Origin of the sequence: Paractinoplanes maris (assembly GCF_023544465.1) — a bacterium.
Classification (GTDB): Bacteria; Actinomycetota; Actinomycetes; order Mycobacteriales; family Micromonosporaceae; genus Actinoplanes; species Actinoplanes maris.
Genome location: NZ_JALPVL010000012.1, coordinates 193554 through 209405, shown reverse-complemented (window position 1 = coordinate 209405; position 15852 = coordinate 193554). Strand labels below are relative to the sequence as shown.

Here is a 15852-nt window from a genome sequence, read left to right as displayed (position 1 = left end):
CGAGGTAACGCACGGGGTCCTTGGGCGCGTCGAGCATGGTTTGACAAGCGATCACAGGAAGCCCTCTCGAAGGCCGGCGTCTGTCGCAAGGACCTGTCTATCGATGGCTCCACGCCTATATCCAGCATCGTCCGTCCTGCCTGATATGCCCGTGGCGGTCAGATCCAACGCCCTTCCCTTGCTGAGATCACCTCCCTACCACAATCCCTGAAATTCGACGAGCCGTTATTTACTTGGAGCGTGCCGACTGCTCGAAGAGATGGTCGACCTCGACGAGCATATGTGGTAACGGCGTCATCAACCGCAGGCTCAAAACTCGGCAGCGCGGACATCGACGAGGGTTGCCTGTGTCTACTCTGGAATGTTAACTTCGTTGAGCCGTCTTCCGGAGACTCTGGGACGAGAAAAGGGGAATTCTGTGAAGGTCAGAGTTGGTTTGATGCTAGCGATTACCGCGCTTTCTGGCCTAGCTTGGGCGGCCCCTGCGGCGGCATCGGAAAGTGAATGCTTGTCGAATCGGGTTTGCTTGTTCGGGAACAACGACTTTGATTGGCTTCTTAGCATGCGGGGGGCGGGTTACGGGAACTACAACCTTATCTCCTCAGTCAATGACAAAATGGATTCATGGATCAATCGCACCGGCACCAATGCCGCCGGATACTCAAACGCCAATGGCAGTGGAGATTGCCAGACCTTCCACTCGAATAGCAAAGACAACAACGTGAACTTCGCCAACAGCGATGAGGTGAGTTCGTGGAAGACCAACGGTGGCTGCTGATCTAAAATTGCTTAGGGAACACTTCGATAAAAACATTGAGGAATATTTACGTCGTGCTGAGTATTGCTAATATGAGTCGGTCGTACTCGTCGCACGCGGAAACGGTTTGGGCCGTCAGGGACGTTTCCCTGACGGCCCGTCCCGGTGAATTCGTGTGCATCTCCGGGGCAAGTGGTTCCGGCAAATCGACGTTGCTTAACCTGCTCGCGGGTCTGGACAGCGCCGACCATGGTGAGATCACTGTCGCCGGCGCCAGGGTTGATACGCTGAGCGAGACCGAGCGGGCCCAGTTGCGACTGGAAACCGTCGGTGTGGTGTTCCAGGACCACAATTTGATCGAGGAGTTCACCGCAGCGGAGAACGTCGCCCTGCCGTTGGAAGTGCTCGGAGTGGACAGCCGGCAAGCGCGGCAACGAGCGGGTGAGGAGTTGTCCCGGGTCGGCTTGGCCGGCCTGGACCGCCGGTTTCCCCGACAGTTGTCCGGTGGGCAACGGCAACGCGTCGGTGTGGCTCGAGCCGTGATCGGTGACCGCCGCATTCTTCTTGCGGACGAACCAACCGGCGCTCTCGATTCCAAGAATTCCCGGGAGTTGTTCGCATTGATCAGGTCGCTGTGCGACCAGGGAGTCCTCGCTGTGGTCTGCTCGCACGACATCATGTGCCGGGAGTTTGCTGACACCGCATACGAAATGGTCGATGGCGGCCTTGTTGCATGCGGCTCGGCGGAGCGGACCATGCCGTGACCCGTGTTCGCCTGGTACTGGTGCTGGGGCGCCGTTTTCTGCGGGACCGCGCGCAGGCGCAGTTCGCACTGATCGCGTTTGTGTCGTCCGCGTTCCTGATCACGATGGTCATCACGCTGGCGGCGTTCAGCCCCAGCGGCGATCAAGTCGTCGAGCGGGATCTCGGACGTTTCGGTCATAGTCTGTCCGTCGGTAACCTTGGAGGCATACGTCCTGGAGACGACCGGCTCGTCCGAGACGCCGTCACGGCGGGGCGTGCGGCCGGGGCGGCGGATCTGACAGCGGAGTTGCTGTCGCTGGACTTGCGACAGACCGGTACCAACACCCGCCTGACCTACCGGGAAACGGTTTGGACGGCGGACCCGTTTCCCCGCAGGTATGTGCTGAGCGGCGGGCGGTGGCCCACCCGTCCCGGCGAGGTCGTGGTGGCCAACGCCGAAACTTTGCGCATCGTCCCGGGCGCAGAGGTGTCCACGTTGTCGGGCCGAGCTCGTTTCCGCGTTGTCGGTGTCGCCGCCGACCGCTACTACGGCAATCCCGCTGTGCTGGCGGCGCCGGGCACCTGGGCCGCTCTCGACAAGGACATCACAAAGACGTTCACCGCGGTGCAGGCCTCCCCCAACCTCTACTGGGGTGCGGCCCCCGCCGAGCCGGTCATCGCGGCGGTAAGCCGGGTCGCAGCGCGCTATTACCGCACGACGGAGAAGGCGGCCGTCAGGGAGTTGACCCCCGCTGTCCAGACTGTGGAAGCTGCGAAAGCGAACCAACAGCGACGGCAGACCTGGGTGGGCCGCGCACCGGCCGCCTACCAGGCGCCCTCCTGGGTATTGCCGGTGCTGGCCGTCTTGCTGGTGTTCGGTCTCAACGACCGACGGCTCCGCCGCAGCACCCGCATCCTGCGGTCCGTAGGTGTGCCGCCTCGAGTCGCAGTGGCCAGTGTGGCCGTATCCAGCGCCGCCTGGACTCTGATAGCGACGCTCGCCGGCGCGGCCGCAGGCGTGGGGCTGGGCGCCGCAGCCCGTCTCATCGTGGCCCGTTTCATCGATGCGCCCCTACCGCCGCTGGGCGGCCTGGGCGAACCGATCCTGCGGCTTGTCGCCCTCACGGTGGTGGGCTGCGCGGCGGCGACCGTTCTGTTGACGCGCACCGGCGTTTCGCATCGTCGGCGCCCCACCAAACCCGAGGTCGCCCGCCGCACCACGCCGGCCGTGAAACCCCGGATGCCCGCAATCCGTCTTGCCGTAGCCGCCCTGATCGGCATGGCCGCTGCCCTGCAGATTCCCGGCATGAACGTGCCCCGCAAGGCCATGGTGTTCGCGGCCATGGTCGGCGTGGCCGTACTGCTGGTCACACCGGACATCGTCCGGTACGTGTTGCGGCGGCTGCCCGAGCGTGGCCCGCGGTCCCGGCTCGCCGGCCGCCAGCTCACCGGAGACCACCGACGCGCTGTCATCGCCGTGGCCGTGCTCGCCACTGCGCTGGGCGGGCCACTGGGTTTCCTCACCCTGTTGCACACGATGATCGTCTCGGTCGAGGCCAGCAACGTACCCGACACCGGTCCCGGCCAGGTCGCCGTAAGCGGCAGCGGCGGCATTCTCCAACCACCCCTGCCCGCACTGGTGAACACCGTCCGCACAGCCCTTCCCGGCCGTACATCGGTCGAATTGAGATCCGTGTACTCGGAGAAGGCCGGCTTCGTGGTGCCCCGAGGAACAGACGTCGGATACTTCCTGGCCGTCGACACCCCGCAAGAGGTCGCCGCCCTCGCGGGCCGACCGCTCACCGGCGAACAGACGGGCACCTTGCAGGCCGGCGGCATCCTCAGCTGGGACGACCCGGCACCCGACGAATACATCCTCGTCTCCGGCACGAGTCCCTCGAACGCACGCGAAACGCCGCCAGTGCCCACCCGGCCGCTCCGGCTGGCCAAAGCTGAGTGGAACCGCAACGCGTACGGCATCATGCTGACTGCCACCGTGCAGCGGCTGAAACTGCCGTTGTCGACTGGTGCGGTGTTCTTCACCGGCGTGTCCGACGCAGAGGCGACCGCCGCCCGCCAAGCCGCGCTGGCCGCCGGGTTGAACACGCACGATGTCCTGCTGGACGAAGCCCCACCGCCGCCCGTGCCGCCGGCCGCCCTCTACGCCTCGGCCATCGGACTATTCGCCCTGATTCTGCTGGTGGCCATGGCCGTGGCCCGTGGGCAGGTCGCCGCGCTGCGGGCCTACCTCAGCACCCTCATCTCGGTCGGCGTGCCCACCGTCTGGGCCCGCCACGTCCTGCTCTACCAGCAGGCGGTGACCGTCGCCCTCAGCACGCTGCTAGCGGCCCTGATCGCCATCCCGCCGGTGATCGTCGCGGCCTGGCGGCTACCGGGATACGTGCTCAGCATTCCGTGGGATTGGCTGGCCCTGGTAACCGGCGCGTTCTACGCCGCCACCCTCACGATGACGCTCCTCACCGCCCGGCGGCTACGCGCCCGTGACCGTACCGCGTATACGACATAGGACGGTCAGCGGTTCGCAGTTGGTGGCCGCGCCATGGTCGCGGCGACCGAGATCAACTGATCTTCGGCGAGACCGAGCAAGAACCCGATTCTTCGCCGGGTGCCCCCGCCGACTTGCTCGCGCAGGTCGGCGGGGGTTTGCATTGCTCGTGGTTGAACGGAGGGCGTGGGGTTCGAACCAGGGAACCACCACGCCACCCGGACCCGCAGGGTGTTCACGCACCGCAAGCACCGCACCGTGGGGTTTCAGAGGGTCCGGCCCCTGAGCAGACATGACGAGGGGCCACGGTTACTTATCTACTGGTGGCACGACCGCAGCCCGGCTACGCTCCGTCGGGGTGACCGGTGAGATCGCTCGCTCGCGGCTGTCCACCGCGACTTTGGTGTGACTCTCATCTGGCATGCGCCTACCGGTCACCGCGGCGCGGAGAGGCTCAAGAGGGGCATGCCCAGCCCAAAGTAGCGATGCCTTCGTGCCAGCGTTTCTTCGGATCAGGGGAGGAACGACATGGCCCGAGTCGTCATCGATATGGCCTCGCACAAGCATCCGCGACCATCGAGATCATGAACCACCGCGAGAATCCTGTCGGCAAAGGCCGCTTCGGCACTGACCGCGACGGCTACCAGACGATACTCGCCACCGGCCACAAATACGCCGACCGGGTGCGGGCGGTCGAAGGACGCAGCAGTATCGGCCGGCACGTCGGCCCAGCGCCTGGTCGCCCACGGTGAAACCGTACTGGACGTTCCCGCGAAGCTGTCCGCCCAGGCCCCGGTGTTCGCGACCGGCCAAGGCCGCAAGACCGATCCGGTCGACGCGCACGGCGTCGCCGTGCGCGCCGAAGGCCTGCCCCAGGTCACCGTCGACGACACCACTGTGGCGTTGCGGTTTTGAGACCGTCGGCGACGGCCCAGCCCGCGACGCCGGGCGAGGTCGATGACGGTGGCCGGATATAGCCAGCCTTCCCACGTGGTGATGTAGGTGATGTCGCCGCACCAACGGGTGTCGACCGCCGTCGCATCGACGGTGAGTCCCGCCGGACTAGATCGGGCCGCCGGACGGCCCGCCCCGGCGGTCGACGGCGGCAGCCGAACGCGTGATTCGCCACCAAGCATCACCCAGGCCATACAGTCCACGGACTGTGTGGCCTGTTCTGTTTTCCGGGTCACTCCGTCAGGTCACCTAAATCACAGGTCGGCAGGGCTATCCAGCCCTCCCTGCGAGCCCTCCCCCGCTCCTCCGGGGCCGGTTCCAGGGCGCGACCCAGGGCGGCGGCCCGGGCGGCCAGCGCGGCGATCACCGCGTCGAAGGCGTCGTGGCTCCGGCGGCACAGCGGCTCGAACGGGCCGAGACTCAGCCAGGGCGCGGCCGCGAGCAGGCTGTCGACGAGGAGACCGAGGGCGTCCGGGCCGGGCAGCTTGTAGCCGCGGTGGGTCAGTCCCCAGCGGCGCAGGGAGGCGGCGGGATAGACCTCGACCACCAGGCCCGCTCCGGAGCGGTCGATCGGCATGCCCAGCGAGGCCAGCAGGTTGGCGCAGCGGAACGCCACGTAGGCGATGCGGTCGGCCGAGACGCTGAGCGGGTTGAGGCCCGCTTCGACCCGTACGACCTGGTCGGTGAGCCGATAGGCGAGACCCCGCCGCCAGGCCGCGTCGGCCCGCACCGGGGACAGCGAACCGGTCCGCTGCGCCCCGACGAAGTCCACGAAAGCGTCCGGCCACCCGAGCGGGCAGTCGATGCCGGCCTTGTCGGCGGCCCGGATCGCGTCGATCAGCTCGGCGTCGGTGACACCGCCCTGCAGCGTGCGGACGGTGGCCTCACCGCCGGCCCACTCCACCGACGCGATCGCCGTACGCTCGTCGGCCGAGGCCAGGTCGACTCCCAAGGTCAGCACCCGTCACACGATAGGCAGCCCGGCGGCGAAGGGCCCACACGCCGAGCGCGACCACGAGCACCGCCACCGGGATCAGGCCCAGGTAGTAGAGCGGCGTCGACCTCGACGAGCCGCTGGTGGTGGCGGTGATCCAGTCGCTGATGTTGTCGGTGCGGGCGCTGAGGTCGGGGCCCGTGTGCGGGCAGCTCGGGCCGCCGCTCACCACGGCCACCAGCTCGGGGCCGCTGTCGGTGGTGCGGAAATACGGGCCGCCCGAGTCGTGCGGGCAGGGGCTGGTGTCGTCCTGCGGGGCGGTGCCCGAGGTCTCGATCAGGGAGTCGCCCACGGCGTCGATGGTGAAGCGGCCGGTCTGCAGGCGCTTGGCCGGCACCTGGCCGGCGGTCAGGCCGAAACCGGTCAGGCGGAGGCTCTCGCCGGGCGACGGCGGGTGGGTGGCCACGCGCAGCGGGGTGATCCCGGTGACCGGGGTGTCCAGTTCAGCCAGGGCCACGTCGGTCGTCTCGGACTGGTGGACCGCCACCACCTCGATCACCTGCCCACCTCGGCCGCCGGCGACCAGCGTGCGGCCGATCGTGGCGGTGGTGCGCTCGGCCACCGGGTGGCTGACCTTCTGGCCGGCCGCGTCGCGGAAGCAGTGACCGGCCGTGACGATCCAGCGCGGAGCGATCAGCGCGCCCGAGCAGGAGCTGTCGCGGCGGCCCCGGTCGGCGGTGGGCAGGCCGGTCATCGTCAGCCGGACCGAGAAGGGGTAGGCGCCGTCGCGCGCGTTCTCGCCGTACGCGATCGCCGAAGCCGGCTGGGCCGTCCCCAGCAGCACGACGAGGATGGCGGTGGCGAGCGTGGCGAGGACCCTGGACATGGCGACAACCCTGCGAGAACGACTGTCACACGGTCGTCAGCGGAGTGCTTATGAATCTTTTATCGCGGATGTGGAAGCGTGGGACCGTGCGAGTGCTGGTGGCGGAGGACGAGCGGGTGCTGGCCGACACCCTCGCCGAGGGGCTGCGGCGGCAGGCGATGGCCGTCGACGTCGTCTACGACGGGGAGGCGGCGATCGAACGGCTCGGGGTCAACCGCTACGACGTGGCCGTGCTCGACCGGGACATGCCGGGGCGCACCGGCGACGAGGTGTGCCGGTGGATCAGCGAGACCGGGGCGGACACCAAGGTGCTGCTGCTCACCGCGGCGGCCGGCATCCGGGACCGGGTCGAGGGGCTCGGGCTGGGCGCCGACGACTACCTGACCAAGCCGTTCGCGTTCGCCGAGCTCGTCGCCCGTCTGCAGGCGCTGTCGCGGCGGTCGGGGCCGGCCCTGCCGCCCGTGCTGGAGCAGGACGGCGTCGTCCTCGATGTCGCCCGGCACACGGCGAGCCGGGACGGGCAGGTGCTGTCGCTGTCGCCCAAGGAGTTCGCCGTCCTGCACGTGCTGTTGCGGGCCGGCGGCCGGGTGGTCAGCGCCGAGGACCTGCTCGAGCAGGCGTGGGACGAGAACACCGACCCGTTCACCAACACCGTCCGGATGACCGTGATGACCTTGCGGCGCAAGCTCGGCGAGCCGTCGGTGCTGCACACCGTGCCGCGCGCCGGCTACCGGCTCGGCTCATGAGACGGCGCATCCTGCTGCTCTGCGCGATGCTGCTGGTGGCCGCGCTTTTCGTACGACCGATGGCCGACACCGTGCTGTCGATCTGGTGGGACGTCACCCCGGACTGGTGCGCGCCGCCCACCCCGGACAGTTCGCACCTGATCTGCCGGCAACTGTTCCGGCGGCCCAGCATCCCGTCGACTCTCGCCATCGCCGTCGTGCTGACGGCGCTGCTGGCGGCCTCCTACCCGGTGATCCGGTGGTGCCTGCGCCCGTTGCGCGACCTGGCGCCGGTGATCGCCGACGTCGGGCCGCAGAACCTCGGCCACCGGCTGCGCCCGGGCGACGGGCGGGACGAGCTGGCCGTCCTGGGCCGCTCGATCGACGAGATGATGGACCGGATCGCCGTCGGTTACGAGGCGCAGCGCCGCTTCGCCGCCGACGCCTCGCACGAGCTGCGGACCCCGCTGGCCGTGCAGCGGACGCTGATCGAGGTCGGCCTGGCCCGCACGCTGGGCGCGGAGCAGCTGGAGTTGCTGGCGGCGCAGCTGCTCGAGACCAACGAGCGCAACGAGCGCCTGATCGAGGGCCTGCTGGTGCTCAGTGAGAGCGATCGCGGCCTGGTCTCCCGTACGCCTTTACGGCTCGACCGGATAACCGAGGCGGTCCTCGACGCCCACCGCGCACGGGCCGGCGAGGCCGGCGTCACCATCACCAGCGAGCTCCAGCCCCGGCTCGTGCTCGGTGAGCAGGTGCTGCTGGAACGGCTGGTCGGCAACCTGGTGCAGAACGCGATCAAATACAACCGCCCCGGCGGCACGCTCGACGTGCGGGTCGGTGCGGACCCGGCGCTGATCGTCACCAACACCGGTGACGACGTGCCGGTCGACGAGGTGGCCGCCCTCTTCGAGCCGTTCCGCCGGCTCAGCGGTGCCCGCATCGACCACAGCGGCGGGGCCGGCCTCGGTCTGTCCATCGCGCGCTCCATCGTCCGCGCCCACGACGGCGTCATCGCCGCGTCGTCCTCCGGCCACGACGGCCTGCGGGTCCAGGTCACCTTCCCCTGACCGCCCGGCTGCGGGCTCATCCCGCCGTCCGCGCCGGGTGCGAGCTTTGCCGTGTCCGCGACATCAACCGTTGACGAAGTAGTGACGTATCTGAAACCTTGAATGCCTGTTCACGAAAAAACTTGGCAACACGGCGAAAAATCGTGGCAGAACCTCCCCCGTCCCCCGGTGGTCGCCGGGATCCCCGCCCGGCGGCCCCATACGCACCACGAAGAGGACTTCATGAGAGGACGAAGACTCCTTACCGGCATCCTGGCGACCGCCCTGGTCACCACCGGGATCTCGGCCACCCCCGCGCAGGCGGCCGGCGGCCCCAACCTCGCCCAGGGCAAGGCGGCCACGGCCAGTGGCACCAACGGCCCGTACGGTGCCGGGAACGTCACCGACGGGAACGCCGGCTCCTATTGGGAGAGTCCGAACAACGCCTTCCCGCAGTGGGTGCAGGTCGACCTCGGCAGCAGCGTCGCGATCGACCAGGTCAAGCTCAAGCTGCCGCCCCCGGCCGACTGGGCCACCCGCACCCAGACCCTGACCGTCCAGGGCAGCACCACCAGCAGCAGCTGGAGCACGCTCTCGGCGAGCGCCGGCCGCACCTTCAACCCGGCCAGTGGCAACACGGTGACCATCGACTTCACCGCCGCGACCGTCCGCTACGTCCGGGTCACCATCACCGGCAACACCGGCTGGCCGGCCGGGCAGCTCTCCGAGCTCGAGGTCTATGGCGTGGCCGGGCAGAACCCCGACCCCGATCCGGACCCGCCGACCGGCACCAACCTGGCCGCCGGCAAGCCGATGGAGGCGTCGAGCAACGTCTTCACCTATGTCGCGCCCAACGCCAACGACAACAACCTGGCCAGCTACTGGGAGTCGAACGGCCTCCCGGCCACGCTGACCACCAAGCTCGGCTCGGACGCCAACATCACCGGGGTGGTCGTCAAGCTCAACCCCGATCCGTCGTGGGGCCCCCGCACGCAGGGCATCCAGGTGTTCGGCCGGGCTCAGGGCGCCGCGACCTACAGCTCCCTCAAGGCCCGCGCCGACTACGCCTTCGGCTCCGGCAACACGGTGACCATCCCGGTCACCGGGCGGGTCGCCGACCTGCAGCTCCAGTTCTTCAGCAACACCGGCGCACCGGGCGCGCAGGTCGCCGAGCTGCAGGTGCTCGGGTCCTGGGCGCCGGCGGCCGACCTGGTCGTGACCGGTCTGTCGTGGACGCCCACGACGCCGGACGAGTCCTCCACCATCTCCGTCTCGGCCACCGTACGCAACGCCGGGACGGTCGCCTCGGCCGCGACCACAGTCGACGTGCGCCTCAACGGCACCGTGATCGGCAGCGCCACCGTCGGAGCACTCGCGGCCGGCGCCTCGAGCACCGTCGCGGTCAGCGCGGGCCGGCGGGGACAGGGCAGCTACCAGGTGTCCGCCGTCGTCGACCCGGCCAACACCGTCGCCGAGACCGACAACGGCAACAACACCTACACCGCGCCCGGCTCGCTCGTCGTCGCCCAGGCGCCGGGCCCCGACCTGCAGGTCCTGAGCGTCACCCCGAACCCGGCCAACCCGGCAGCCGGCTCCGCGGTCACCTTCGCGGTGCAGGTCAACAACCGCGGCACGAGCGCGGCCGCGGCCAGTGTCACCCGGGTCGTCGCGGGCAGCACCACGCTGAACGCCGCCACCGGCAGCATCGCCGCCGGCGCGACCGTCACCGTCAACGCCGGACCCTGGACGGCGACCAGCGGCGGCGCCACCGTGACGGCCACGGCCGACGCCACCGGTGTGGTGGCCGAGACCAACGAGAACAACAACTCCCGTACGCAATCGATCGTGGTCGGGCGGGGAGCGGCGACCCCGTACGTCTCCTACGAGGCCGAGTCCGGCCGGCACAACGGCACCCTGGTCGAGGCGGACGCGCTCCGGACCTTCGGGCACACCAACTTCGGCACCGAGTCGTCGGGCCGCAAGTCGATCCGCCTCACCAGCACCGGCCAGTTCGTCGAGTTCACCTCGGCCAACCAGGCCAACTCGATCGTCGTGCGCAACTCCATCCCGGACGCGCCGGGCGGCGGCGGCCTCACCGCGACGATCAGCCTCTACGCCAACGACCAGTTCGTGCAGAAGCTGACGCTGTCCTCCCGCAACAGCTGGCTCTACGGCACCAGCGACGACACCGAGTCGCTGTCGAACACCCCGTCGGGCGACGCGCGCCGGCTCTTCGACGAGTCGAACGCGCTGCTCTCCCAGTCGTATCCGGCCGGCACCCGCTTCAAGTTGCAGCGGGACTCGGGCGACACGGCGTCGTTCTACATCATCGACATGGTCGACCTCGAGCAGGTGGCGCCGGCGCTGAGCCAGCCCGCCGGCTGTGTCTCGATCACCACCTACGGCGCGGTGCCGAACGACGGCCTCGACGACACCGCCGCCATCCAGCGCGCGGTGACCGACGACGAGAACGGCGTGATCAGCTGCGTCTGGATCCCGGCCGGGCAGTGGCGCCAGGAGCAGAAGATCCTGTCGCCCGACCCCACCCGCGGGCAGTGGAACCAGAAGGGCATCCGGAACGTGGTGGTCCGCGGGGCCGGCCTGTGGCACACCCGGCTCTACACCGACACCCAGCCGCAGAACGTGACCGGCAACATCAACCACCCGCACGAGGGCAACGTCGGCTTCGACATCGACGACAACACGCAGATCTCCGACCTGGCGATCTTCGGCAACACGACGAACCGGGCCAACCGCGGTCACGGCATCAACGGCCGGCTCGGCAAGAACACCAAGATCAGCAACGTGTGGATCGAGCACGTCAACGTCGGCGCCTGGGTCGGCCGCGACTACTCGGACACGCCGGCCTACTGGAACCCGGGCGACGGGCTCGAGTTCAGCGGCATGCGCATCCGGGACACGTACGCCGACGGCATCAACTTCTCCAACGGCACGCGCAACTCGCGGGTGTTCAACTCGTCCTTCCGGACGACCGGTGACGACTCGCTGGCCGTGTGGGCCAACCCGCGGGTCAAGGACACGACGGCCGACTCCGCGAACAACAACCATTTCGTCAACAACACGGTGCAGCTGCCGTGGCGGGCCAACGGAATCGCGATCTACGGCGGCTCGAACAACTCGGCCGAGAACAACCTGATCTCCGACACCATGAACTACCCGGGCATCATGCTGGCGACCGACCACGACCCGCTGCCGTTCGGCGGGACGACGCTGCTCGCCAACAACGGCCTCTACCGGGCCGGTGGGGTGTTCTGGAACGAGGACCAGGAGTTCGGCGCGATCACGCTCTTCCCGTCGAGCAAGCCGATCACCGGCGTCACCATCCGGGACACCGACATCATCGACTCCACGTACGACGGCATTCAGTTCAAGACCGGCGGCGGCGAGATGCCGAACGTCGCGGTCACCAACGTCCGCATCGACAAGAGCAACAACGGCGCCGGCATCCTCGCGATGAGTGGCGCCCGCGGCAACGCCAACCTGACGAACGTCACCATCACGAACTCGGCCGACGGCAACATCGTCGTCCAGCCCGGTTCGCAGTTCGTCATCAACGGCGGCTGACGCGGAATCGGAAAGGTGCGGCGCCGTCCCCGGCCGGGAGTTGGGGACGGTGCCGCACCGGTCCGGGGCGCCGCATACCCCGGTCCGGCCGGATCATTCGCCCGTTTGCCGTCGATCTCCGCGGGTACCCGATCGGTCCACCGTGACCGGAGGGACCCATCGTGCGGAACAACGTTCTTTCCGGGGCGCTGCTGGGGATCGGGATCGCCGCGTTCATCGACGAGACCGTTTTCCACCAACTGCTGCACTGGCACCATTTCTACGACAAGTCGACGCCGGCCGCGGGGCTCGTCTCGGACGGGATCTTCCACGCCGTGAGCTTCTTCGCCACCGTGGCCTCGCTCTTCCTGCTCGCGTCGCTGCGGCGCGAGGGTGCCTTCCGGGCCCGGCCGTGGTGGGGCGGCCTGCTCACCGCGGCCGGCGCCTTCCAGCTGTACGACGGGACGGTGCAGCACAAGCTGATGCGGCTGCACCAGATCCGCTACGAGGTGGACCTCACCGCGTACGACTGGACCTGGAACATCATCGCCGGGCTGCTCATCGTGGCCGGGGTCGTGCTGCTCACCCGTTCGCGGACCGCGGTGGCCGCTTGATCTGGGGCCTGGCCGCGCTCGCCGGCGCCTACGCGGTGGCGGTGGCCCGGTTGCGCCGGCGTGACATCGACTGGCCGGTGGGCCGCTCGCTCGCCTGGTATGCCGGCGTGGCCACGGCCGCGGCGGCCACCTTCGGCCAGCACCACGACTTCCGGGCCCACATGTCCGCCCATCTCCTGCTCGGCATGGCCGCGCCGCTGCTGCTGGTCCTCGGCCGGCCGGTGACCCTCGTGCTGCGCGTCCTGCCGGTGCGCCCGGCCCGCCGGGTGTCGCGTCTCCTGCGTACGCGGGTGGCCTGGGTCCTGACCCACCCGGTGACCGCGGCCGTGCTCGACGCGGGCGGGCTGTGGCTGCTCTACACGACCGGCCTCTATGCGCAGGCCATGGCCCGGCCGTGGCTGCACACCCTGGTGCAGGTGCACATGCTGCTGGCCGGCGGTCTGCTCACCGCCGCCATCATCGGCCGCGACCCGGCGCCGCACCGGCCGGGACCGATCGTCCGGGGCGCGGTGTTCCTGGCCTTCGTGGCCGCCCACGGCATCCTCGCCAAGCATCTCTACGGACATCCGCCGGTGGGCGTTCCCGCCGGTGAGGCCGAGGCGGGCGCGCAGATCATGTATTACGGCGGTGACCTGCTGCACGTCCTGGTCATCGTGCTGTTCTTCCGGCAGTGCTTCGCGCCCGCGCCCGAACGCCGTCCGTGGCGGCTGGTTTCCGTGGCCCCGGCCGGGGAATCCCGGCACCATGCAGCCTGAGACCCCGACGCAGCCGTTGCCCATCGCCCGCGTGAACGTGGGCATGACCGTCGCCGATTCAGCCGGCGAGGAGGTCGGCCAGGTGACCGCCGTGCAGATGCCGGACACCGGCGTGCGCCCGGATGTGGCCGCCGGCGTGGCCGAGCGCCTGATGGCCTCCGGTTACCTGCGGATCGACGGCACCGGCTTCCTCTCCAACGACGTCTACGCCGGTGGTGACCAGATCGCCGAGTCGGTCGAGGGCCGCCCGGCCACCGTGACGCTGAACGTGCCGCGGTCGGAGCTCTTCCGCACGGAAAGCTGACGCCCGCAAAGGTGGCACCCCGGGGCAAGAGTTCATGACATATCGTGCCTGAGTGATTGCAATCCGTCACCCAGGAGGCTCGATGGTCCGCCGTTGGCACGTCGCCACCCTCGCCACGCTCGCCGTTTTCGCACTGGCCTGCGAGGCGGGGGCCGGGGGCGCGGGCGGTGGCTCCGACGACCCCGGGCCCACCTCACCCCGGGGATACCCGTCCTCGATGGCCGCGCTCGGCGACTCGATCACGGCAGGCTTCGGCAGCTGCGGGACGTTCCTGGCCTGCAGCCGCAACTCCTGGTCGACCGGCACCGCCGAGACGGTCGACAGCCACTACCGCCGGATCCTGGCCAAGAACCCGAAGATCAAGGGCAAGGCCCGCAACTTCGCCGAGCCCGGGGCCGAGGCGGGCGCCCTTCCCAGCCAGGTCGCCCAGGCCATCGACATGAAGGCGCAATACGTCACGATCCTCATCGGAGCCAACGACGCCTGCGCCCGGACCGCTGCCGGCATGACCCCGGTGTCCACGTTCCGCCGCGACGTCGACCGCGCGCTGACCCGCCTCAAGAAGGGCCTGCCCCGCGCCGACGTGCTGGTCGCCGGCATTCCCGACCTCTACCGCCTGTGGCAGCTGGGCCGCAAGGACACCCGGGCCGTCCGCGCGTGGCAGCGTTTCAGCACCTGCCGCTCGATGCTGACCGACCCCACCTCGACCGACGAGTCCGACGACGCCCGCCGCCGCCAGGTCAACACCCGCATCAACGACTACAACGACGAGCTGCGCCAGGCCTGCGACAAGTACGGCCCCCGCTGCCGCTGGGACAACGACTCGCACGAGACCAGCTTCAACCTCGACCTGGTCAACCAGGTCGACTACTTCCACCCCAACCTGCGGGGCCAGGCCCAGCTGGCCGACGCCACCTACGAGCGCTTCTGACGGCCGGCCTCAGCGGCGGCGGGGTGGTGCGGCCCAGACGAAACGGGGAGCCGCGGCGGCGGGCAGGGCCAGCGCGCGGTAGGTGGGGTCGACCGGGCGCCCCCGGTCCGGCGGGCGCCAGATGGGCGGCGGGCCCCACCAGATGATCCGCTCGCCGGTCGGCTGGGGCAGCACCGGCAGCGGCGGGGCAGCCAGGGCGTGACGCGGGGCATGCGGCGGCAGAGCGGCCGGACCGGCGGGGACGGGCTCGGCCGGAGTCTCCACATGGGTGGCGTGCGTGGCCGGGGCGGTGGCCAGGACCACGGCGGCCCCCACGGTCAGCGCGCACGCGATGCCGGCCGGGAGCAGCCAGCCCTCGCGGACCGTGTCGCCCAGGAAGACGACGGCGACGATGGACGGGGCCATCACCTCGGCCGTCCAGTGGATCGCGGTCACCGGGCCGACGTCGCCGTGCTGCAGGGCGTGGGCATACAGGGTCATGCCGGTGCCGGCGAAGACCAGCAGGGCTGCCACCAGCGGCTCGGTCAGCAGGGCGAGGGCGACCTGACCGCCGCTCGCGCCCTCGGGGATCGGCAGCGAGCGGCCGACCAGGGCGGCCCCGCCCAGGGAGAGGCCGGCGCAGGCGGCGATGACACCGCCGGGCGCGTTCACCTTGGCCGCGCCATAACCGACCAGGACCATCGCGGCGGCCGCCCCGCACAGGGCGAAGCGCAGCTCGTTGGTGGTGTGGACCGCGTGTTGCGGGCCGGCTGAGAACGCCAAGGAGGTCAGCGACAGGATCGTGACGGCCACGGCCACCGAGTCGCGGCGGCGCAGGCGCGAGCCGAGCACGACGCGGGCGCCCAGCACCGTGAAGGCCAGCGAGCCGGCCAGGATCGACTCGACCACATAGACGGCCAGGGTCTGCAACGCGATCATCGCGCCGACCCAGGCCAGGATGTCGAAGAAGATGCCGGCCAGATAGAGCGGATGGGCCATGGTCTGCGCGGTGCCGACGCTGCGGCGGGCGCCCACGCCCTGCAGGATCGAGGCGGTCGCGTAACAGAGCGACCCGACGCTCACGATCGCCAGCGCGAACCAACCGGCGCTGGTCATCGGAGGACCCTCTCGCCGTGACGCTGAGTCGATCGAG

General features: G+C 69.6%; 14 protein-coding genes and 1 pseudogene. 11 read left to right on the top strand and 4 right to left on the bottom strand.

Going from position 1 to position 15852, the window contains the following annotated elements:
- The first annotated feature begins 418 nt into the window (after nt 1–418).
- The 4 genes from NAG42_RS32290 (at nt 419) to NAG42_RS32275 (ending at nt 4759) form a co-directional block, all read left to right on the top strand.
- Complete coding sequence (locus tag NAG42_RS32290; protein ID WP_250035713.1) at nt 419–778, top strand: peptidase inhibitor family I36 protein; 360 nt, start codon at nt 419–421, stop codon at nt 776–778.
- A 71-nt stretch (nt 779–849) separates the two neighbouring features.
- Nucleotides 850–1521: an ABC transporter ATP-binding protein gene (locus NAG42_RS32285; protein WP_250035712.1), complete on the top strand. Its 672-nt coding sequence runs from the start codon at nt 850–852 to the stop codon at nt 1519–1521.
- Nucleotides 1518–4028, top strand: coding sequence for a hypothetical protein (locus NAG42_RS32280; RefSeq protein ID WP_250035711.1), 2511 nt, complete (start codon nt 1518–1520; stop codon nt 4026–4028). Before NAG42_RS32285 ends, NAG42_RS32280 begins: the two co-directional genes overlap by 4 nt.
- A gap of 563 nt (nt 4029–4591) precedes the next feature.
- Entirely contained in the window at nt 4592–4759 is a 168-nt protein-coding gene (locus tag NAG42_RS32275; protein WP_250035710.1) for a hypothetical protein, read from the top strand.
- 155 nt (nt 4760–4914) lie between these two features.
- On the opposite strand, the pseudogene NAG42_RS32270 reads toward NAG42_RS32275, so the two are convergent.
- From NAG42_RS32270 to NAG42_RS32260, 3 genes and pseudogenes are all read right to left on the bottom strand, one after another.
- A pseudogene (locus NAG42_RS32270) lies at nt 4915–5047 on the bottom strand (IS3-like element ISRhosp1 family transposase); the annotation flags it as partial.
- Nucleotides 5048–5193: 146 nt separating this feature from the next.
- The gene (locus NAG42_RS32265) at nt 5194–5922 is read right to left on the bottom strand and encodes a DUF429 domain-containing protein (RefSeq protein WP_250035709.1); all 729 of its coding nucleotides are present in this window, start codon (nt 5920–5922) and stop codon (nt 5194–5196) included.
- Nucleotides 5846–6781, bottom strand: a complete 936-nt coding sequence (locus NAG42_RS32260) for a S1 family peptidase (protein ID WP_250035708.1) — start codon at nt 6779–6781, stop codon at nt 5846–5848. The genes NAG42_RS32265 and NAG42_RS32260 overlap by 77 nt, the downstream gene beginning before the upstream one ends.
- Before the next feature lie 86 nt (nt 6782–6867).
- Between NAG42_RS32260 and NAG42_RS32255 the strand changes: the two genes are divergently transcribed.
- The 7 genes from NAG42_RS32255 to NAG42_RS32225 all read left to right on the top strand — a co-directional run bounded on the left by NAG42_RS32255 (nt 6868) and on the right by NAG42_RS32225 (nt 14720).
- Entirely contained in the window at nt 6868–7527 is a 660-nt protein-coding gene (locus NAG42_RS32255; RefSeq protein ID WP_250035707.1) for a response regulator transcription factor, read from the top strand.
- Complete coding sequence (locus NAG42_RS32250) at nt 7524–8573, top strand: sensor histidine kinase (RefSeq protein ID WP_250035706.1); 1050 nt, start codon at nt 7524–7526, stop codon at nt 8571–8573. The genes NAG42_RS32255 and NAG42_RS32250 overlap by 4 nt, the downstream gene beginning before the upstream one ends.
- A gap of 222 nt (nt 8574–8795) precedes the next feature.
- Nucleotides 8796–12137, top strand: coding sequence for a CARDB domain-containing protein (locus NAG42_RS32245; protein WP_250035705.1), 3342 nt, complete (start codon nt 8796–8798; stop codon nt 12135–12137).
- 161 nt (nt 12138–12298) lie between these two features.
- The gene (locus tag NAG42_RS32240; protein ID WP_250035704.1) at nt 12299–12730 is read left to right on the top strand and encodes a DUF2243 domain-containing protein; all 432 of its coding nucleotides are present in this window, start codon (nt 12299–12301) and stop codon (nt 12728–12730) included.
- A complete protein-coding gene (locus NAG42_RS32235) occupies nt 12727–13485 on the top strand; it encodes a cytochrome c oxidase assembly protein (RefSeq protein WP_250035702.1) in 759 nt (252 codons plus the stop codon). Before NAG42_RS32240 ends, NAG42_RS32235 begins: the two co-directional genes overlap by 4 nt.
- On the top strand, nt 13475–13789 hold the full coding sequence (locus NAG42_RS32230) for a hypothetical protein (RefSeq protein ID WP_250035701.1): 315 nt from the start codon (nt 13475–13477) through the stop codon (nt 13787–13789). Before NAG42_RS32235 ends, NAG42_RS32230 begins: the two co-directional genes overlap by 11 nt.
- 82 nt (nt 13790–13871) lie before the next feature.
- Nucleotides 13872–14720: a GDSL-type esterase/lipase family protein gene (locus tag NAG42_RS32225; protein ID WP_250035700.1), complete on the top strand. Its 849-nt coding sequence runs from the start codon at nt 13872–13874 to the stop codon at nt 14718–14720.
- Nucleotides 14721–14729: 9 nt separating this feature from the next.
- Here the strand turns inward: NAG42_RS32225 and NAG42_RS32220 are convergent, their stop codons facing one another.
- Nucleotides 14730–15815: a hypothetical protein gene (locus NAG42_RS32220; RefSeq protein WP_250035699.1), complete on the bottom strand. Its 1086-nt coding sequence runs from the start codon at nt 15813–15815 to the stop codon at nt 14730–14732.
- Nucleotides 15816–15852: the final 37 nt, after the last annotated feature.